The 18,418-nt window shown below is 65.8% G+C and carries 17 protein-coding genes; 10 read left to right on the forward strand and 7 right to left on the reverse strand.

Going from position 1 to position 18,418, the window contains the following annotated elements:
- Positions 1 to 119 precede the first annotated feature (119 nt).
- Together ACN0YL_RS04535 and ACN0YL_RS04540 are read right to left on the reverse strand one after the other, a co-directional pair.
- Positions 120 to 2,651 carry an ABC transporter permease gene (locus tag ACN0YL_RS04535; protein WP_417497179.1) on the reverse strand — a complete coding sequence of 844 codons (2,532 nt, stop codon included), beginning with the start codon at positions 2,649 to 2,651 and terminating at the stop codon, positions 120 to 122.
- Positions 2,648 to 3,331 (reverse strand): ABC transporter ATP-binding protein, encoded by a 684-nt coding sequence (locus tag ACN0YL_RS04540; RefSeq protein WP_417497180.1) that lies wholly within the window; start codon positions 3,329 to 3,331, stop codon positions 2,648 to 2,650. The genes ACN0YL_RS04535 and ACN0YL_RS04540 overlap by 4 nt, the downstream gene beginning before the upstream one ends.
- A gap of 86 nt (positions 3,332 to 3,417) precedes the next feature.
- Here ACN0YL_RS04540 and ACN0YL_RS04545 point away from each other — a divergent pair, with 86 nt between their 5' ends.
- Both ACN0YL_RS04545 and thpR read left to right on the forward strand, forming a co-directional pair.
- On the forward strand, positions 3,418 to 4,056 hold the full coding sequence (locus ACN0YL_RS04545; protein WP_417497181.1) for an arylesterase: 639 nt from the start codon (positions 3,418 to 3,420) through the stop codon (positions 4,054 to 4,056).
- A complete protein-coding gene (gene thpR / locus ACN0YL_RS04550; RefSeq protein WP_417497182.1) occupies positions 4,053 to 4,592 on the forward strand; it encodes an RNA 2',3'-cyclic phosphodiesterase in 540 nt (179 codons plus the stop codon). The genes ACN0YL_RS04545 and thpR overlap by 4 nt, the downstream gene beginning before the upstream one ends.
- A 2-nt stretch (positions 4,593 to 4,594) precedes the next feature.
- On the opposite strand, the gene ACN0YL_RS04555 is transcribed toward thpR, so the two are convergent.
- From ACN0YL_RS04555 to ACN0YL_RS04565, 3 genes are all read right to left on the reverse strand, one after another.
- Positions 4,595 to 5,242, reverse strand: a complete 648-nt coding sequence (locus ACN0YL_RS04555) for a histidine phosphatase family protein (protein ID WP_417497183.1) — start codon at positions 5,240 to 5,242, stop codon at positions 4,595 to 4,597.
- Between the two features lie 75 nt (positions 5,243 to 5,317).
- Entirely contained in the window at positions 5,318 to 6,442 is a 1,125-nt protein-coding gene (locus ACN0YL_RS04560) for a histidine kinase dimerization/phospho-acceptor domain-containing protein (RefSeq protein ID WP_417497184.1), read from the reverse strand.
- 204 nt (positions 6,443 to 6,646) lie between these two features.
- Positions 6,647 to 7,879, reverse strand: a complete 1,233-nt coding sequence (locus ACN0YL_RS04565) for an argininosuccinate synthase (protein WP_417497185.1) — start codon at positions 7,877 to 7,879, stop codon at positions 6,647 to 6,649.
- Between the two features lie 147 nt (positions 7,880 to 8,026).
- On the opposite strand from ACN0YL_RS04565, the gene glsA reads away from it, so the two are divergent.
- The 4 genes from glsA (at position 8,027) to pyrF (ending at position 11,555) form a co-directional block, all read left to right on the forward strand.
- Positions 8,027 to 9,301: a glutaminase A gene (gene glsA, locus ACN0YL_RS04570; protein ID WP_417497186.1), complete on the forward strand. Its 1,275-nt coding sequence runs from the start codon at positions 8,027 to 8,029 to the stop codon at positions 9,299 to 9,301.
- Between the two features lie 68 nt (positions 9,302 to 9,369).
- Complete coding sequence (locus ACN0YL_RS04575) at positions 9,370 to 10,200, forward strand: SDR family NAD(P)-dependent oxidoreductase (protein ID WP_417492119.1); 831 nt, start codon at positions 9,370 to 9,372, stop codon at positions 10,198 to 10,200.
- Between the two features lie 3 nt (positions 10,201 to 10,203).
- Entirely contained in the window at positions 10,204 to 10,830 is a 627-nt protein-coding gene (locus tag ACN0YL_RS04580; protein WP_417497187.1) for a LysE family translocator, read from the forward strand.
- Positions 10,831 to 10,841: 11 nt separating this feature from the next.
- Positions 10,842 to 11,555 carry an orotidine-5'-phosphate decarboxylase gene (gene pyrF, locus ACN0YL_RS04585; RefSeq protein ID WP_417492121.1) on the forward strand — a complete coding sequence of 238 codons (714 nt, stop codon included), beginning with the start codon at positions 10,842 to 10,844 and terminating at the stop codon, positions 11,553 to 11,555.
- 9 nt (positions 11,556 to 11,564) lie between these two features.
- Here pyrF and ACN0YL_RS04590 read toward each other — a convergent pair whose 3' ends face one another.
- On the reverse strand, positions 11,565 to 11,819 hold the full coding sequence (locus tag ACN0YL_RS04590; RefSeq protein WP_417497188.1) for a hypothetical protein: 255 nt from the start codon (positions 11,817 to 11,819) through the stop codon (positions 11,565 to 11,567).
- Positions 11,820 to 12,421: 602 nt separating this feature from the next.
- Positions 12,422 to 12,631, reverse strand: coding sequence for a DUF1674 domain-containing protein (locus ACN0YL_RS04595; protein ID WP_417492145.1), 210 nt, complete (start codon positions 12,629 to 12,631; stop codon positions 12,422 to 12,424).
- Positions 12,632 to 12,716: 85 nt separating this feature from the next.
- Here ACN0YL_RS04595 and ACN0YL_RS04600 point away from each other — a divergent pair, with 85 nt between their 5' ends.
- From ACN0YL_RS04600 to ACN0YL_RS04615, 4 genes are all read left to right on the forward strand, one after another.
- The gene (locus tag ACN0YL_RS04600; protein ID WP_417492123.1) at positions 12,717 to 14,012 is read left to right on the forward strand and encodes an RsmB/NOP family class I SAM-dependent RNA methyltransferase; all 1,296 of its coding nucleotides are present in this window, start codon (positions 12,717 to 12,719) and stop codon (positions 14,010 to 14,012) included.
- A gap of 71 nt (positions 14,013 to 14,083) precedes the next feature.
- Complete coding sequence (gene rpe, locus ACN0YL_RS04605) at positions 14,084 to 14,743, forward strand: ribulose-phosphate 3-epimerase (RefSeq protein WP_417497189.1); 660 nt, start codon at positions 14,084 to 14,086, stop codon at positions 14,741 to 14,743.
- A 4-nt stretch (positions 14,744 to 14,747) separates the two neighbouring features.
- A complete protein-coding gene (locus ACN0YL_RS04610) occupies positions 14,748 to 16,523 on the forward strand; it encodes a heparinase II/III family protein (RefSeq protein ID WP_417497190.1) in 1,776 nt (591 codons plus the stop codon).
- Between the two features lie 47 nt (positions 16,524 to 16,570).
- Positions 16,571 to 18,418, forward strand: a complete 1,848-nt coding sequence (locus ACN0YL_RS04615) for an SDR family NAD(P)-dependent oxidoreductase (protein ID WP_417497191.1) — start codon at positions 16,571 to 16,573, stop codon at positions 18,416 to 18,418.

Raw genomic sequence — 18,418 nt, forward strand, 5'->3', positions numbered from 1 at the left:
CTCTCATTCTTGCATTCGCCCGATCAGGCGATTTGAACTCAATATCGTCTCGCCCCGCACCGATTGCAAGGCGGGACGCACGGGCTCCGCGTCCCCCCTTGTGCGGGCCTTCCGCGGGTTCAGGCCTGGGCGCCATTCAGGGCCCGCGCGGCAGGGACCGACAGCGCGGCCCGGGCGACCAGCGCGCCACCGGCTGCAGCCGACAGGATGGCGATCGCACTCACCAGGCCAACCGCCGCCCAGTCCGGCGCCCACACGGCCTCGACCAGTTGCGTCATCACATACCAGGCCGGCGGAATCGCCAGCAGCAATGCCATCATCGTCGCCATAACCCCGACCAGCGCGAATTCGAGGGCGAAGATCACCAGCACGCCAGCAGGCGTGACGCCGAATGTCTTCAGGAGCGCGGCATCGGCCACACGGCGGCGGGCCGCAGCAGCGAAGGCACCGAGCATGACCAGGGCACCGGCAAGGGCCACAACGCCGGCGACGGCATTGATGGCGACGGTGGTCTGTTCAAACACTTCGGCGGCAGCCTGCAGACGTTCACGGATACGGTAGGTCACCGTTTCGGAGAAGGCGGCGCCGATGGCCGCGGCAACCGCGTCCTCGACCTCCGGGTCCACACGCAGCAAGGCGGTGTGGCTGGCATTGGCGCCCTCCAGGGTTCCGGGTGCAAACACGATCGCGACATTGACGCCAAAACTGCCCCAGTCGATCGTGCGCAGACTGGCGATTTCGGCCGTGATGTCGCGGCCGAGAATGCGAAGGGTCAGCTCATCGCCAACGCCGACGCCCAGCCCGCGCGCGGCATCGCCCTCGATCGAGATCAGTGGCGGTCCGGCATAGTCGGCCGGCCACCACTCACCGGCTTCCAGCGCCGATTCCGGGGGCTGATGTGCCAGATAGGTCAGCCGGGTCTCGCCATCGACCAGCCAGCGCTCCGACGGTGCAACCGCCTCCATGTCGAGCGGCACGTCCTTGATGGCAATGATGCGGCCGAGCAGGGCCGGGGCGCGGCGATAGCGCTGCGGATCATCGATGTCACCTCCGGCGACAGCGACGATACGGTCGAAATCTGCAGCGCGGTCGGCGGGTATCTGCGCGATAGCGAGGCTGGGAAGATTGGCCGGAGCGGTATCGCGGATCTGGGTCGCCAGATTGTGCTGCACCAGGGTCACGACCGCGAGCAGGGCCAGCCCCAGCCCCAGCGCCGGCGCCGCGATCGGTGCCACCGAGCCGGGGCCGCCGAGCTGGGTCAGGGCCAGACGCAGGCCGCCGCGCGTCCCATGAGCCAGCCAGCGCGCGAGACGGCGTAGCGCGAAGGCCGCGCCCCAAAGCAGGGCAAACACCAGCAGGGCAAAGCCAAGCATCACCGCGGCCACCAGTGGCGAGGGGCTGAACAGGATGGCCAGCGCCACGAAGACGAGACCGGTCAGCAGGGCAGCGATGCGTTCAGGCCACGGCGCTGCGCTCTGCCCCCTGATATCGCCGCGGAGCAGGGCCGAGGGCGGCGTCGCCCGCGCCCGGCCGATCGCCGGCAGGGCAAAGGCCAGAGCCGAGAGCAGGCCGGACAGGATCGCCAGCCCCAGCGGCACAGGATAGAGGCCAGCCTGGACGGGAATCGGCAAGGCGTCGCCAAAGGCCTGCGCCAGCAGCATCGGCGCCAGCGCCCCCAGGATGGCCCCGAGTACCGAACCGGCCAGCGCCAGGGCGAGGATCTGCAGCAGATAGGCCAGCCGGATCGTGGCGCCGTCGGCACCGAGCGCCTTCAGCGCCGCGATGGACCCGATCCGGGTCGCCAGGAAGGTCGAGACCGCCTGGGCAACACCCAGCCCGCCGGCCAGCAGGGCGGCCAGCCCCGCCACCGCGAGAAAGACGCTGAGGTTTTCGAGCAGGTCGTCAAACTGGTCACCCAGCTGGTCGCGCGTCGTCAGATTGATGCCCTGCTCGCGCAGCTCCGGCTCGAGCCCGGCCGCGAGCGCCTCAAGGTCCGCGCCCGCATCATCAAGGCGGACCCGAAGCCCGGTGCTGTAAATCGAACCCTCGCGCAGCAGGCCTGCGGCTTCGACGGTCTCGAGCCCGACCAACAGGCGCGGCGCGAAATCGAAGCCGAGATTGAGCCGGTCCGGCTCGCTGGCCAGTTCGGCCCGCAATTCAAACACCTCGCCGGCCAGCTCGATCCGGTCGCCGATGCGGGCATTGAAGACACGGAATATGTCCGGATCGGCGGCGGCACCCGCAATGCCGTCGCGCACGTCGAACAGACGTTCCAGCGACAGATCCGGCACGGTCTGTACCGTTCCGAACAGGGGATAGGCCGCATCGACCCCGCGCAGCCGCACCAGACGGCGCTCATCATTCAGGCTGGCCATGACATTGATGTCGGCGATGCGGGACACTTCGCCCGCCGCGGCCATTCCGGACATCAGCGCGTCGGGGATGTGGGCGCGCTGCGCGGAGAATGCCAGATCGCCGCCGAGAATGCGGCTGAGTTCACCGGCGACACCGGCACGAAACATCGCGCTCGCCGAACCGGCGGCAGCAATCGCAGCGACGCCGAGGGTCAGACAGGCAAGGAAAACAATGAAACCGCGCATGCCGGCGCGCAGCTCGCGTCCGGCGATGCGGACGGCCAGTTCGATATTCATGACAGGATCGCCCCGTCGCGCATCTCGACAATCCGGTCGGCGCGGCTGGCGAGTTCGCGGTCATGGGTGACCAGGACCAGGGCGGCGCCATGCTGGCGCGCGGCGTCAAACAGGAAGTCCGCAATCAGACTGCCGGCAGCGGTGTCGAGATTGCCGGTCGGCTCGTCGGCGAAAATGATCTCCGGCCCGACCGCCAGCGCCCGCGCCACCGCGACACGCTGACGCTCGCCGCCCGAGAGCTGGCCGGGATAATGCGTCAGGCGGTGGTCAAGCCCGACCAGGGCCAGCGCCTCGCTGGCGCGTTCGCGCACTCGGTCCTGACGCGCAATCTCCAGCGGTGCCATTACATTCTCCAGCGCCGTCATCGTCGGCATCAGATGGAAGGACTGGAACACAAAACCGACCCGGCCACGCCGCAGACGCGCCAGCTCGCCCTCGCTGCGGCCGCTCACCGGATCACCGAGCAGCAGGATGTCGCCGGATGTGGCACGCTCCAGCCCGGCTGCGACCGCCATCAGCGAGGACTTGCCTGATCCGGACGGGCCGACGATGGCCACACTTTCGCCCGCAGCGACCTCCAGGCTGACATGATCGAGAATATGCACCGGCCCGGAAGCGGCCATCAAAGTGAGTTCAACATCGCGCAGCGACAGGACGGGGGGCAGGCTGGTATCTGTCATTGCGGATCCGGTGTTTGTGTTGATATCGAATTTCGATATATGTCATAGGGCAGCATTCGGCAAAGGCCTTCTTGAAAATGCGTCACATGTTTCACCTTGTCGTGATCGGCCTGCTGGCCCTGGCTGCGCCGGCGATGGCGGCCGGCGATGAGCCCGGCTACCGGCTTGTCTTGATCGGCGACAGCCTCAGCGCCGGCTTCGGGCTCAGCGATGAGCAGGCCCTGCCGGCCGCGCTCGGCCGGGCGCTTGCGGCGCGCGGTCTCGCCAATGTCCGTGTCATCAATGCCGGCGTCTCCGGCGACACCACAGCGGCCGGCCTCAACCGGTTCGATTTTTCCGTCGGGCCCGATGCCGACGGTGTCATCATCGCGCTCGGTGCCAATGACGCGCTGCAGGGCCAGCCGCCGGCGCAGGCCCGCGCCAATCTCGCCGCGATGATCGACCGCGCACAGGTGCGCGGCCTCGATATCGTGCTTGCCGGCATGCTCGCCCCGATCAATCTCGGCGAGACCTACCGGCAGGAATTCGATACCCTCTATCCCGCGCTGGCGGCCGAAAAATCGGTACCGCTCTACCCTTTCCTGATGGAGCCGGTCGCCCTGCACCCTGAATTCCTGCAGCGGGACGGGCTGCATCCCACCGCCGAAGGCGTTGAACGGATGGCCGAACCGCTGGCCGATTTCCTGGTCGAAGCCCTGTTCAATCCAGCGGAGCCGGCGCCATGAGCCAACGTCTTTTCGCCGCCATCGGCCTGCCGGACGCGGCCTGCGATCCGCTGCTGGCACTGCAAGCGGGCCTGCCCGGAGCGAGCTGGCGGCCACGGGAAAACCTGCATCTGACCCTGCGCTTCTTCGGCGATATCGATGAGCGCCAGGCGGAAGATCTCGATTTCGAGCTGGCCAAGATCGCAGCCCCCGCTTTCGAGCTCACGCTCGAGGGGGCGGGCTGGTTTGGCCGGCTTGAACCGCACGCCCTGTGGATCGGGGTCGGGGAAAATCCCGCCCTGATCTCCCTGCAGGGGAAGTGCGAACGGGCGGCCCGCCGCGCCGGTCTGGCTCCGGAACAGCGCAAATTCCTGCCGCATATAACGCTGGCCTATCTCGACAGGACACCCGTCGCCAAGCTGGCGAAATTCACACAAGGCCTGGGCACATTCCGCAACGGGCCAATCCAGGTGACCGGATTCAGCCTTTATGCCAGCTGGCTGAGCCGCGGTGAGGCGAATATCTACGAGCCGGTGACGCGCTACCCGCTCGGCTGAACTCAGTCCGGGGCCGCGACCTCAAAGGCCGCAGGCAGGACGGTGAGTTGCCAGGCATCATCCAGCCGGTAGAGCCAGAATACATCGCCATAGGCTGTCTCTTCGAGACGGCCATCGCTGCAGCCTGCAGTCTGGGATGCCGCTTCGCCGGCAAATTCGGCCAGCCAGAGACAGCTGGTATTGGAATGCTCGGCGACGAGCGTCCAGCGCGCCTGCGAGGTCGCGGCTTCGGCAAAGGCATCGGCGCGGCTGCGCGTGACATGGTCATCGGCGGTGCAACCGGTTTCAAGCCCGTCGGCAGCCTGGTGCACAATGACCGCCTGGCCACCGGCCTCGGCCGTGCGCAAGGTCCGGCAGGCAGCGCTGGCGAAGGCTTCGTCGACCGGTGGCGCACCGATCAGCTCGGCCAAGCGGACGGTCATTTCGGTGCCCAGCGGGCTCAGGGGACAATCGAGCGCGTTACAGTCCGGCGCGATCTTGCGGGCATGGCGCACCACCAGGATATGGCGGTCGGCCCGGCCAATATCTGTGGCCAGCCCGGCGGGCAGGCGCTCAAGCAGGGCGGGCCGGTCGAAGCCGGAGCCGGTTTCAGACCCCGCACAGGCGGCAAGGAGCGTGCACAGCGCAAGCATCGGCAGGAAGGATTTCATCACAGGCCTCATTTCCGGTTTTGCCGAAGCCTAGTGCGCCATGCGCGCCGCTGCCACCCCAAACTGGCGGTGCCGCTAAACCTCGTGCCGCATTGGCAAAGTCGCCCGGATTGTGGTGCCACTGGTGCTATCGCTCGCAATCGCGAGATTGCCTTCCATCAGGCCGGCAAGCTGCCAGCAGGTAGCCAGCCCAATACCGCCATCGCCGCGCATACTGCCCTGATCGGACCGAACCCGCTCGATCACCTCGGCGGGAAATTCCAGTTCGGACGCCACGACCGTGAAGGTGACCCCGACGATATCTTCGGCGCCCGGGTCGAGATCAACGGCCAGCGTGACCGTGCCGACCGGGCTGTACTTGATGGCAAGCGATGTGAGGATAGACAGCATTTGCCGGGTCAGACGACTGTCACCGACCATGGTCGTTTCCGACGCTTCCGAGGCCTCACCGACCAGTGTCAGGCCGCTTTCCTTCGCCGAAGGGGCATAAAGCGCGATGATGGAGCGGACCAGCTCGGCCGGAGAAAAGCTCACCGCCCGCACCTCGACATCGCCGGTCCTCAGCTGTGACAGCTCGATCACGGCGCCGACGCGCGCCAGCATGGTCTGGGCTGATTGTTCGAGCGTGCCCAGGAGCCGGCGCTGGTTGGCATCAAGGCTGGTATTTCCCAACAGGCTTCCCAGCCCGATAATGCCATTCAATGGTGTGCGCAATTCATGGCTGAGGCCGAGCAGGAATTCGGATTCCTGGCGTCCGGCCTGCTGCCGGGTCGCGCTGGCAGTCTTCAGCTCGGCTTCCAACGTCGTCCGGGCACGATGTTCCTGCGCCAGGGCCGAGGCCGATTTGTCGAGCTCCGCCATCAAGCGTCCGAACCGCAGGGTCAACCGCACCACGCCCGCGAGAAAGAAAACGGTCGCGACGGTCTCGACGCCCCAGCGGATATAGGTCTGCAACAGGCTTCCCCATTGCAGCATCATGGCCTCACTTGCCCAGAGCGGGCCGAGCAACAGGAAAGCCAGATGGAAGAGGTGAAAGCCGCCCCAGAGCAGCATCCCGATCGAAATCAGGCCCAGCTCACGGCTGACGCCCGCGAAGCTGATCGCCCGCAGATTCCGCGCTATCACGAACAGCGTGAGCGCAAGCGCGAGGATGACAAAGACGTCCTGGGCTGCCGTTGACAACATGAAGTTCTCGCTCATGCGCGGCCCATAAAAATCTACGGGGCAGTCAGACTTCCACCTGCGGGAGGCGTAAAATGCAACCAGCCCGATAAATGGAGCCCGCAACCTCTCCATTATCGCCCGGTCTGTAAAGCACTATCCTTCCGGATGAATTAAACATGCGCCTGCTTGACTTACTGCCACGCCCGGCGGCCTGGGCCGCCGGGGGTCGCGCGACAGGCGTCAGTCATTGCGGCCGAGCCGGCGCTTGCGCCGGGCAAGGAGCTGAAGCCGCAGTGCATTCAGGCGAATGAAGCCCGCTGCATCCTTCTGGTCATAGACCTCGTCCTCCTCGAAGGTGACGTGGGCCTGGGAATAGAGGGAATGATCGGAGCTGCGCCCGACGACATTGACCGAGCCCTTGTAGAGTTTGAGCCGGACATCGCCTGTGACATATTCTTGGCTGGAATCGATCGCCGCCTGGAGCATTTCACGCTCGGGCGAGAACCAGAAGCCTTCATAGAGCAGCTTGGCATAGCGTGGCATCAGCTCGTCCTTGAGGTGGGCCGCGCCGCGATCGAGCGTGATCTGCTCGATACCGCGATGGGCTGCCATCAGGATAGTGCCACCCGGGGTCTCGTAGACGCCGCGTGACTTCATGCCGACAAAACGGTTCTCGACCAGGTCGAGCCGGCCAATGCCGTGTTTGCCGCCGAGCTCATTGAGGTGCGTCAGCAGGGTCGCCGGGCTCATCGCCTTGCCATCAATGGCGCAGGCATCGCCGCGCTTGAAAGAGATGGTGACATATTCCGGTTTGTCGGGCGCATCTTCCGGCCGCACGGTGCGCTGATAGACCAGTTCGGAGGCTTCCTCGGCCGGGTCCTCGAGCATTTTGCCTTCCGAGGAGGTGTGCCAGAGATTGGCGTCGACCGAGAACGGCGCCTCGCCGCGCTTGTCCTTGGCGACTTCAATGCCGTGCTCTTCGGCATAGGCAATCAGCTTGGTGCGCGAATTGAGATCCCATTCGCGCCAGGGTGCAATCACCTTCAGATCCGGGTCGAGGGCATAGACACCGAGCTCGAAGCGGACCTGGTCATTGCCCTTGCCGGTGGCACCGTGGGCGACCGCATCGGCACCGGTCTCATGGGCGATCTCGACCAGGCGCTTGGAAATCAGCGGCCGCGCAATCGAGGTGCCGAGCAGATAGAGGCCTTCATAGACCGCATTGGCGCGCACCATCGGGAAAACGAAATCGCGGACAAATTCCTCGCGCAGGTCATCAATGAAGATTTCCGAGACGCCGGCCGCCTGGGCCTTGCGCCGAGCCGGTTCCAGCTCCTCGCCCTGGCCGAGATCGGCGGTGAAGGTGACCACTTCGGCATCATATTCATCCTGAAGCCATTTCAGGATGACGGATGTATCCAGTCCACCGGAATAGGCGAGAACGATTTTCTTCACTTTGGCGGGCGTTTGCATGGCGGGGCTTTCCTCTGCACCTTTTACAGCTCGCGTAGCGCCCCCGCCCCTTGTGTGCAAGTGCCCCGGCGCGAAAAATCCTTGCATGACAGCAATTCGCGGTTATTCGCCGCTGGACAGACAGGCGCAGGACCGCAATCTAGCCGGATGGTCACTCATCCCATTTCCGCCTTCTCAGGTTTCTCCGGCCGCCGCGCCCGCTTCGAGCATGACATTGCCGACACTGCGACGGCGCGGGAACTGGTGGTGCGCCTGTTGCGGCAGGCACGCGAAGAGGGGCTTCACGATGCGCCCGGCCTGAAACAGCGCCTGCTCCAGGCCGGAGTCGATCTCGACATGCCGCGCCTGGCCGATGCCCGCCGTTTTCTCGACAGCGACACGCCGCTCGACGCCAAGGCCGTTGAAACCGGGCTGACACCTGATATCAGCCGTTTGATCCTGCAAGTCCTCGACGGCGATCTGGCGATCCGGAATTTCCCGGTATTCAAGAACCGGATCGCCAATATCTACGCCCATACCGAAGCCGCGGCCGGCGGCGCGGTCGCCAGCTATATCCCGGAACTGGCCAAGCAGGACCCGAACGCGTTCGGGCTCGCGGTGTGCAGTATTGACGGGCAGCGCATGGCGATGGGACAGGCGGATACGCCCTTCTGTCTGCAATCGGTGGTCAAACCGCTCAATTACGCCCTCGCCCTGGCCCTGAATGGAGAACGCTATGTGCACCATCATGTCGGCCGTGAACCGTCGGGGCAGGGCTTCAATGAACTGGCGCTCAATCGCGACAACCGGCCCCACAATCCGATGATCAATTCGGGCGCCATCATGTGCAGCGCCATGATCCGTCCCGGACATCCGGTCGACGAGCGTTTCGAGATGCTGATGCGGTTCTGGAACTCTGCCGCCGGCGGCCAGGTCTGCAGTTTCGACGAGGCCGTCTACCGGTCCGAACAGGCGACGGCCGAGCGCAATTTCGCGCTGACGCGGTTGATGGACAGTCACGGCGTCTTCCCCGAGGGCAGCCAGCCGGAACGCGCGCTCGACCTGTATTTCCGCAGCTGCGCCATCTCGCTCGACTGCCGCGCCCTGTCGGTCGTCGCGGCGACCCTCGCCAATGGCGGCGTCTGCCCGCTGACCGGGCACCGCATCGCCGAGCCGGTCGCGATCCGCAATACACTCTCGCTCATGCTCACTTGCGGCATGTATGATTTTTCAGGCGAATTCGCTTTCGTAGTCGGCCTGCCGGCGAAATCGGGGGTGTCGGGCGGGCTGATGCTGGTCGTGCCCGGCGTCTGCGGCATCGGCCTGTGGAGCCCGCCCCTGGACCGGCTCGGCAATACCGTGCGCGGACTGGAATTCTCGCGCCGCCTGGTCGAGGCCTTCCCGTTTCACATTTTCGCCGGAACCACCGCCGGACCGGCATAGCCGGCTGGACTTTCGCCGCGTCTCTTCGCACCTTGTGCGCCACTTTCAGCCCTTCGGGAGTTCGCCTCATGCGACGTCATCTTGTTCTGATCACCGGCGCCTCCTCGGGCATTGGCAAGGCGCTGGCACGCGAATTCGCCGCCAATGGCTGGGACCTCGCCCTGACCGCACGCCGCCAGGACCGGCTCGAAGCCCTGGCCGAAGAGATCAAGGCGCAATACGGCGTCGATAGCCTGGTGATTCCGGCCGATCTGTCCAAGACGACCGCACCGAAAAAGATCGTCGAGGCGGTCGAGGCGGCCGGACGCACAATCGACGGGCTGGTGAACAATGCCGGTTTCGGCCTGCCGGGCACCTATACCCAGACCAGCTGGAAGCAACAGGCCGATTTCCTGCAACTGATGCTGGGCAGCTATGCCGAGCTCGTGCACCGGGTGATGCCCGGCATGCAGGAGCGCGGCTATGGCCGCATCCTCAATGTCGCCTCGGTCGCCGGCCTGATGCCCGGATCGAAAGGCCATACCCTCTACGCGGCCGTGAAGTCGGCGCTGATCAAGTTTAGCCAGTCGCTCCACTTCGAGGGCAAGGAATACGGCATCCACGCGACAGCGCTGTGCCCCGGCTTCACCTATTCGGAGTTCCACGATGTCAACGAGACCCGCGATCTGGTGTCGAAAATGCCGTCCTATTGGTGGCTGACTGCCGAGCAGGTGGCCGAGGCCGGTTATAATGCCCTCCAGCGCAACCAGCCGATCTGCGTGCCGGGCCTCTGGTACAAATTCCTCACCGGCCTCAACCAGGTCCTGCCGACCCCGATGTCGATGTGGATGATGGAGCACAGCTCGGGCAGTGTCCGCCGCGGCGAGGTGGCTTCCGAAACGCCGGCGGCCGGAGACTGATCCGTGCTTGACCTCTCCCTGCTGCCGCTTTTCCTCGCCGGTGGCCTGGCACTCGCCTTGACGCCGGGACCGGACATGACCTTCACCTTGGCCACCACGGCCTCACGGGGCCTGCGTGCAGGGCTGGGTGCGGTGGCCGGGATTATCACCGGCGGCGCGATCTGGACCGTGGCAGCCGCGATCGGGCTGGCGGCCCTGCTGACAGCCTCCGAACATGCGCTATCGGTCATCCGCTATGGCGGCGCGATTTATCTGTTGTGGCTGGCCTGGCGCACAATCCGCACACTCGATGATGCGCCGCATGCCCGCGCCTCGGCATCAGCCTCGCAGGCCTTCCTGCGCGGGCTGATGACCAATCTGCTCAATCCCAAGGTCGGGCTGTTCTTCCTCGCCTTCCTGCCGCAATTCACCAATGCCGAACTCGGCCCAATCTGGATCCAGATGCTGATCTTGGGCGGGATCTTCTTCGCAATGGGGACGATGGTCCTGGTCGCGGTCGCGCTCGCGGCCGGTGCGGCGCAGGCCCGCCTGGCCCGCTCGCTGACTTTGCGGCGCGTGTTAAACGGTCTGGCCGCGACGGCGTTTGGCGGGCTCGGTTTACGCTTGATCTTCAGCGGCGATACCGATTAGACCTGCCGCTCATGTTACACGCTGATCCCCGCCTGATCGTCGCGCTCGACAAGCCGACTGTCTCCGACGCATGGGCGCTTGTCGAAGCGCTCGGCGATAGTGTCAATTTCTACAAGATCGGGCTGCAACTCATCCCGATCGGCGGCATGGAGCTCAGCGCCCGGCTGAAACAGGCCGGCAAACAGGTCTTTCTCGATTACAAGCTGCATGACATCCCGGCGACGGTGGAAAAAGCGACCCGCAGTCTCGCCGATACCGGGGCCGACCTTTTGACCGTGCATGCCGAGCCGGCCGTGATGCGCGCTGCCGTCGCCGGCCGCGGCGAGAGCAGCCTCAGGATTCTCGGCGTCACCGTGATGACCTGCTATGACGACGAAATGCTGACCGAGATGGGCTATGCCTATGGCGCCCGCGACCTGGTCATGCGCCGCGTCGAGCAGAGCCTGGAAGCCGGTGTCGATGGTGTCGTCGCCAGCGCCCATGAAGCCACCGAGATCCGACAGCGTTTTGGCGGTGATTTCCTGATCGTCACCCCGGGCATCCGGCCCGCCGGCAGCGCCGCCGACGACCAGAAGCGCGTCGCCACGCCCGCTAAGGCGCTGAGCGATGGCTCGACACATCTGGTGATTGGCCGCCCGATCAATGCCGCAGCTGATCCGGCCGCAGCTGCGCGCGCTGTCATCGCCGAGATGGCGACCGCCTCACCGCAGCCGGAACCGGCCTGACCGCCAAAATCAGTCGGTTGGGTAGGGATAGGCCCGCCGGGGCAGGGCCTGGGGCCGCGGCGCTGCCCTCTGGTCAAGGGCACGCACCTGCAACACGCGATGATCCAGCCGGGCATGGCCGGTGCGGACCTCGCCATCGGCTGCAATCAGGATCAGTCCGCGATAGCTGTAGACCGGCGCAAATGGCCGCTCGACGCCGCCGACCAAGCCGCCAGTGAAGAAATCATCGCCGAGCCGCACGGTTTCATTTGAAACAGGCGTCATCTGGCGTGGCGACGAATTGCCAACCGGACCGGATGGTGCCGGCGGCCATTGCCGGTATGCGGTTTGAGTCTGCCAGCTCGAGCTCTGCTGCGACGAGCTATGGGAGCTTCCCGATGATCCGGAGACGATCACCGCTCGCCGGTGGACAGGCTGCGGTGATATCGAGCGTCCGTCATGACTGACCGCGCGGGCCAATTCGGGCCGGGGCGTCCGTGGCCGAACCGCCGGGGGTGGCGGCGAAACCGGCTGCGCGTCGGCTGACAGCTCGACGGCGGGCCGGACGGCCTCGGTTTGTGGCGCAGCCATGCCTGCCGGCATCTCCGTAAAGCGACAGGGTGGGCCGGCATAGCTGCCAGCCATGGCCTGACGGATTTCATCCTCGCTGCAGATACGCTCCGGCCCGCCAGCCAGACGCGGTTCCGTCTGTGGCTGGGCGAGCGCCGCCGGTGCGGGCACTGCGACGGCGAGCATAAGGGCAAACCAGCGTTTCATTCCGGCACACTAGCGCGTCATCAGCGTCAGCCCCAGCGAACGCACCCCGCAGGCGAACTCGCGCCGGTCATGACGGCTGACAGGGGTAGGGGTGCGGTCGGTGAGCGGTGTCAGAAATCGCTGGTCTTGCCGTTGCGTTCCCAGTCACCAAAGCGCGTGGGTTCGAGCCCTTTCGGCCCGCCCGTCTCGGCTGGAAGCTCGGTCATCGCATCAATGGCCGCACGGCGCGCCGCCGCCTCTTCCAGGGCTCGCCTGGCGGCCGGTGTCAGCACCTTGTCAGGGGTCTGGGGCGTGGCGGGTTTTTCCGGCGTGTCTTCCATGCTGAAGCGATACAACTCCGGGCCGACGGCGACAATGCCGCCGGGATCATTAGACGCAGCGCGGCCGCCGTGCTAGCTGGCGCGCATGAGTGATGGACTGGATCCCCGCCGGGTGGCTGCCCGGGCCTATACGCTTGTGCTCAAACAGCGCAAGACGATTGAATCCGCCCTGGACCGCGACCCCGGTTTTGCGGCGATGAGCGATCGCGACCGCGGCTTCGCCCGCGCCATCGTCTCGACCACCTTCCGCCGGCTCGGCCAGACCCGGCTGGTGCTGAACAAGTTTCTCGCCCGGCCGATCGAGGAAAACGCCGCCCCGATCCAGGCCATATTGCTGACCGGTGCCGCGCAATTATTGTGGATGGGCGTGCCGCCACACGCCGCCGTCTCCTCCGCCGTGTCGCTGGCTGATGAGGACGACAAGTCGCGCCGCCTCAAGGGCCTGGTCAATGCCGTGCTGCGCAAGGTCGACCGCGAGGGCGCCGCGATTGCCGGTGCCAGCGCGCCACAGGAAAACCTGCCGGAATGGCTGGTCCAGAGCTGGCGCAGCGCCTACGGCCCCGGCCAGCTGAGCAAGATCGCCAATGCGCTGCTGGAAACCCCGCCACTCGACCTGACGGTGAAGATCCCGTCCGAGCGCGAGCACTGGGCCGCCGAACTCGGTGCCACCATCCTGCCGAACGGGACCTTGCGCCGCGCCGGTGTCACCGATCTGACCAGCCTGCCTGGCTTCGGCGAGGGGGCCTGGTGGGCCCAGGACGCAGCCGCCTCGCTGCCGGCCCAGCTGATGCGCGTCAAACCGGGCGAGACGATTGTCGATCTCTGTGCCGCGCCCGGTGGCAAAACGATGCAGCTCGCCGCCATGGGCGCCCGGGTTATCGCGGTCGACACCTCCGAACAACGCATGAAGCGGGTCACGGAAAACCTGCAGCGCACCGGACTCGAGGCCGAGCTGGTCGTTGATGACGGCCGCAGCTGGCGTCCCGACAATCGCGTCGACGCTGTCCTGCTCGACGCGCCCTGCACCGCCACCGGCACTCTGCGCCGGCACCCGGAAGCCGCCTGGATCAAGCGCCCGGAAGATGTCGCCAAGATGCAATCCCTGCAATTCGAGCTGATCAAGTCGGCGATCCGGATGATCAAGCCGGGCGGGCGCCTGATTGTCTGCACCTGTTCGCTGCAGCCTCAGGAAGGCGAGGCGCTGGCCAATACGATCTCGAATTATGACAGCCTGGCACCATTTGCCATCACCCGCACCGAGCTCACCGATCTGGCCGAATCTGTCACGAAGCAGGGTTTCATGCGGGTGACTCCGGCGGTCTGGCGCAGCCATGGCGGCATGGACGGGTTCTTTATTGCCCGCTTCTCGAAACGGGCCTGAATCAGGCCTCGGTCAGTTCAATCAGCGGGCTTGTCTTGCACGCGTGCAACAGCACTGTTATCCGATCTGTCATGGGCGCTCCGGTTTATATTTCACCCTCCATCCTGTCGGCGGATTTCGCCCGGCTCGGCGAGGAAGTACGCGCGATCGACGCTGCCGGCGCCGACTGGATCCATATTGACGTCATGGACGGGCATTTCGTGCCCAATCTGACGATCGGCCCGGGTGTCATCAAGGCTTTGCGCCCGCATACCGAAAAGCCGTTTGATGTGCACCTGATGATCACCCCGGTGGACCCCTATCTCGACGCCTTCATCGAAGCCGGCGCCAATATCATCACCGCCCATCCCGAGGCCGGTCCGCATTTCCACCGCACCGTCCAGGCGATCAGGACACGCGGCGCCAAAGCCGGCGCAGCGCTCAATCCGTCCTCCTCGCCGGAGATGATCGACTATGTCCTCGAGGAGCTCGATCTGGTGCTGGTGATGAGCGTCAATCCCGGCTTTGGCGGCCAGAGCTTTATCGGCGACCAGTTGCGCAAGATCGAAGCCCTGCGCGACATGATCGATCGCCGCGGCCTGTCGACCCTGATCGAGGTTGATGGCGGCGTCACCCCGGCGAACGCCCGGGCCTGCATCGATGCCGGCGCCAGCGCCCTGGTTGCCGGCTCGGCCGTGTTCAAGGGCGGACCCGACATGTACCGGCAGAATATCAGCGCGTTGCGCGGGTAGAGACATGGCTGGCGCGATCCGTCTGTCCGACTATCCGATAGCCGCTTTGCAGGCGCTCAGACACGAAGCCTCCTCGACCGTGAATGCGATCGGCGTCCTGCGTTCGATGCGGGCGCTGGGCTCGATCCCCGACAGCCTCGTCACCTTTCCCGCCGACGTTTACAGCGGCGACGCGAAACGCGGCGCAGCCATGCTGGACGGCCGCTTCCAGCTCGCCGGCGACCAGCTTGACGCGCGGCCGGGTGAGGCGGGTATCTGGGCGCGTTCAACACCGTCGCGGGCCTTTGCGCGCAGCCTGCATGGCTTTGGCTGGTTACGCGATTGCGCCGCCGCCGACCCGTCCGGGCAGGGCTCGTTGCAGCTGGTTGATGCCTGGGTCCGCGAGTTTGGCCGCTGGAACAGTTTTGCCTGGTCACAGGACGTACTGTCCTCACGCCTGATGAACTGGTTGCGCTGCGGCGAATTGCTGTTCACGCCGCCGGATGCCGGGGACAAGGACGCGAACAAGCGCCATGCCGCCCGGATGCGCTGTCTGGTGCGCCAGGCGCGCTATCTGCAACGCGCCCTGCCGCTGGCACCCGATGGCACGATCCGCTTGCGCAGTGCTGCCGCGCTGACCCTGGCGGGGCTGTGTTTGCCGGAGCAGACCGCGCTGCTCAAAACCGCCATCCTTGCCTATGGCCATGAAATCGATCGTCAGATTCTACCCGATGGCGGACATTTGTCTCGCGCACCGCGCGCGGTCGCCGAAGCGCTGATCGATCTGGTGACGGTGCGGGATGTCGCGGCCGGGCTCGATGTCGAACTGCCAGCCTCCCTGCTGCGTGCCAGCGACCGCCTGGCGCCAATGGCCCGCTTCTTCCAGATGGTCGATGGCGGTCTGGCAAGTTTTCATGGCGGCGGCGAGGGGGACCGGACCGCTCTGGCCACAGTGCTTGAACGCGGCGACATCAAATCGCGCAGCTTCGGCTTTGCCCCGCATTCAGGCTATCAGCGCGCCCATGCCGGCGGCGCCACCGTCCTGCTCGATGTTGGCGAGCCGCCACGCGGCGCGCTCAGTGTCGAGGCACACGCCTCCGCGCTCGCCTTCGAACTCTGCACCGCCAGCGGCCGCCTGGTGGTCAATTGCGGCTGGGCCGACGACCAGCCGGCCAATTGGCGCGAGGCGGTGCGGGCCACCGCCGCCCATTCGACGTTGACGCTGGAGGAGACCTCCTCGGCGCGCCTGCTCTCACCGGGCTGGCAGCGTGAACTGCTCGGCCCGCGGCTGGCGACTTCGCCCGGTCCGGTTACGGCACGACGCAATGAAGAGGAAATGGGTGTCTGGCTGGAAGGCGGGCATGAAGGCTATCGCGAGGATTACGGCCTTTCCCACCGCCGGCGGGTCTTCCTGGCAGCGGATGGCGGCGACGTCCGCGGCGAGGACGCGCTGTTCCGGCCGATCGAGGATGGCGCACCGGATGATGTCAATGTGCGCTGGCGGTTTGCCATCCGCTTTCATCTCCACCCCAGCGTGCGCGCCTCCCTGGCCCGCGACTCCATGAGCGTGCTGCTGGTGCAACCATCCGGCGCAGGCTGGCGTTTCCGCTGCGATGGCGAGCCGATCCGGCTGGAACGCTCGGTCTATCTCGCGGCCGGCGCGCCGCCCCAGCGCGCCACCCAGATCGTGGTTCAGGGTGAGGCCGAACCGTTCGGCGCGGGCGACCGGCCGCCAAATCGTGTACGCTGGGCGTTTCAGCGCCTCGGCCGGATCGGTGGCGCTGCGGGGGAAAACACATGAGTACGCCACGACCTGAAGCACGCGCATCGGCCGCGGCAGGCAACAAGATGACGATGATCTGGGTCGCCCTGTTCGATCTCTGTGCCGGCGCAGCCTCGATGTGGGCGGCGATTCATCTGCGCTATTTCTTCGAGGGGACTCCCCCACCGGATTCGATCATGCTGCAATCGGTGGCGGTATTTGCGCTCGCCTGTGCCGTGATCTTCCCTGTCTACGGCCTGCATCGCGGTCTCTGGCGCTTCACGGCGCTCAATGATGCCGCGCGCATTCTGATGGCGATTTTTGTCGCCAACCTGGTTTTCCTGCCGGTGCTTTTCCTGATCAACCGGCTGGACGGCTTTCCGCGCACCAGCCAGCTGATCGAGATACCGATCCTGATCGCGCTGATGCTCGGTTCGCGCCTGATCGTCGCATCCTGGCGTTCGCGCGGTCTGCAATCGGTGTTGCAGTTTGAAGACCGCAGCAAACCCGCAGCGATCCTTGTTGGTACCGGCGATGACCTTGATCTGGCCCTGCGTGAGCTTTCCCGGCGCAATGGCTCGGTCCCGTTCCGGCCGAAAGCCCTGATTGAACCCAGCGCCACTCTCGCCGGGCGCGCCATTCACGGCATGCCGGTTCTGGGCGGGCTCGACGTGCTTCCCGCGGCGCTGAAACGACTTTCTCAGGCGGAGAAACTGCCGGTGCGCCTCGTCCTTGCCGGCACGAGCACTGATGGCGAACTGGTCAATGCACTGGTACGGATTGCGGCGCGCTCGGGCGCCAAGCTGTCGCGGGCCCGGCCCGCAGAGGGGCCCGGTGCATTTTCGCCGGTCGAGGCGGCCGATTTGCTGAACCGGCCACCGCGGGCACCGGATCTGGAACCGGCACGGCCCCTGATCGAGGGCAAGCGGGTTCTGGTCACTGGCGCGGGCGGCACGATCGGGTCGGAGCTGGCGCGCCTGGCAGCGAAGCTGGGGCCGGAGAAGCTGATCCTGCTCGATTCCTCTGAAGCCAATCTCTACGAGATCGACCTGGAATTTGCATCCCGGTCACCGCAAGTGCCCTGGGCGGCCGTGCTCGGGGATATCCGGGACGCGGGGCGGCTGGAGCAGGTCTTTGCCGACGAAAAGCCTGATGTCGTGCTGCATGCGGCCGCGCTCAAGCATGTCCCGATGAGCGAGCGCAATCCAAGTGAGGCCGTGCGCACCAATGTGCTGGGGACCATGCAGACGATTCAGGCCGCTATTCGCAACGGGGCCCAGATCGTGGCGCTGATCTCGACGGACAAGGCGGTTGAGCCGACCAATATCATGGGAGCCAGCAAACGCGCTGCGGAACTGTTCGCGCAATCGGCCGCGGTCCCGGATAGCGCCACCCGGGTCTGTGTCGTGCGGTTCGGCAATGTGCTCGGCTCGACTGGCTCGGTGGTGCCGCTGTTCGAGCGCCAGATCGAACAGGGTCAGGCCATTACCGTGACCGACCCGGAAGCCACCCGCTATTTCATGACCGTCGAGGAAGCCTCCGGCCTGGTACTCTCGGCCGCAGCCCAGACGGCCGCCGATCCGGCCCTCAATGGTGCGCTCTACGTGTTCGATATGGGCGAGCCGGTTTCGATCCTGCGCCTGGCGCGGCAATTGCTGCGGCTGCGCGGCCGCGATCCTGACGCGCCGGGCGCACTTTCCGTCGTTGGCCTCAGGCCCGGCGAAAAGCGTCATGAGAGTCTGGTCTATCCGTTTGAGCACACACACGACACAACGATTCCAGGCGTCTGGCTGGTAGACGGTCCCGGCAGCGACCTGAAGGCGGTCGAAGCCAGGCTGGCCACCCTGTTGGCTGCCGCAGAAAGCCAGGATGGTGAAGCCGTGAAACTGGCCCTGCAACAGGTCTGCGGCCTGAGCCCGGCGGCGCCGATCTGA

The sequence above is a fragment of the Maricaulis sp. genome (assembly GCF_048269565.1).
In the GTDB taxonomy this organism is placed as follows: Bacteria; Pseudomonadota; Alphaproteobacteria; order Caulobacterales; family Maricaulaceae; genus Maricaulis.

Bases quoted from the DNA above. Each gene is read 5' to 3' on its own strand.
- ACN0YL_RS04535 (WP_417497179.1), bottom strand. From the start codon at position 2,651: ATGAATATCGAACTGGCCGTCCGCATCGCCGGACGCGAGCTGCGCGCC.
- ACN0YL_RS04540 (WP_417497180.1), bottom strand. From the start codon at position 3,331: ATGACAGATACCAGCCTGCCCCCCGTCCTGTCGCTGCGCGATGTTGAA.
- ACN0YL_RS04545 (WP_417497181.1), top strand. From the start codon at position 3,418: ATGTTTCACCTTGTCGTGATCGGCCTGCTGGCCCTGGCTGCGCCGGCG.
- thpR (WP_417497182.1), top strand. From the start codon at position 4,053: ATGAGCCAACGTCTTTTCGCCGCCATCGGCCTGCCGGACGCGGCCTGC.
- ACN0YL_RS04555 (WP_417497183.1), bottom strand. From the start codon at position 5,242: ATGAAATCCTTCCTGCCGATGCTTGCGCTGTGCACGCTCCTTGCCGCC.
- ACN0YL_RS04560 (WP_417497184.1), bottom strand. From the start codon at position 6,442: ATGAGCGAGAACTTCATGTTGTCAACGGCAGCCCAGGACGTCTTTGTC.
- ACN0YL_RS04565 (WP_417497185.1), bottom strand. From the start codon at position 7,879: ATGCAAACGCCCGCCAAAGTGAAGAAAATCGTTCTCGCCTATTCCGGT.
- glsA (WP_417497186.1), top strand. From the start codon at position 8,027: ATGGTCACTCATCCCATTTCCGCCTTCTCAGGTTTCTCCGGCCGCCGC.
- ACN0YL_RS04575 (WP_417492119.1), top strand. From the start codon at position 9,370: ATGCGACGTCATCTTGTTCTGATCACCGGCGCCTCCTCGGGCATTGGC.
- pyrF (WP_417492121.1), top strand. From the start codon at position 10,842: ATGTTACACGCTGATCCCCGCCTGATCGTCGCGCTCGACAAGCCGACT.
- ACN0YL_RS04590 (WP_417497188.1), bottom strand. From the start codon at position 11,819: ATGACGCCTGTTTCAAATGAAACCGTGCGGCTCGGCGATGATTTCTTC.
- ACN0YL_RS04595 (WP_417492145.1), bottom strand. From the start codon at position 12,631: ATGGAAGACACGCCGGAAAAACCCGCCACGCCCCAGACCCCTGACAAG.
- ACN0YL_RS04600 (WP_417492123.1), top strand. From the start codon at position 12,717: ATGAGTGATGGACTGGATCCCCGCCGGGTGGCTGCCCGGGCCTATACG.
- rpe (WP_417497189.1), top strand. From the start codon at position 14,084: ATGGGCGCTCCGGTTTATATTTCACCCTCCATCCTGTCGGCGGATTTC.
- ACN0YL_RS04610 (WP_417497190.1), top strand. From the start codon at position 14,748: ATGGCTGGCGCGATCCGTCTGTCCGACTATCCGATAGCCGCTTTGCAG.
- ACN0YL_RS04615 (WP_417497191.1), top strand. From the start codon at position 16,571: ATGACGATGATCTGGGTCGCCCTGTTCGATCTCTGTGCCGGCGCAGCC.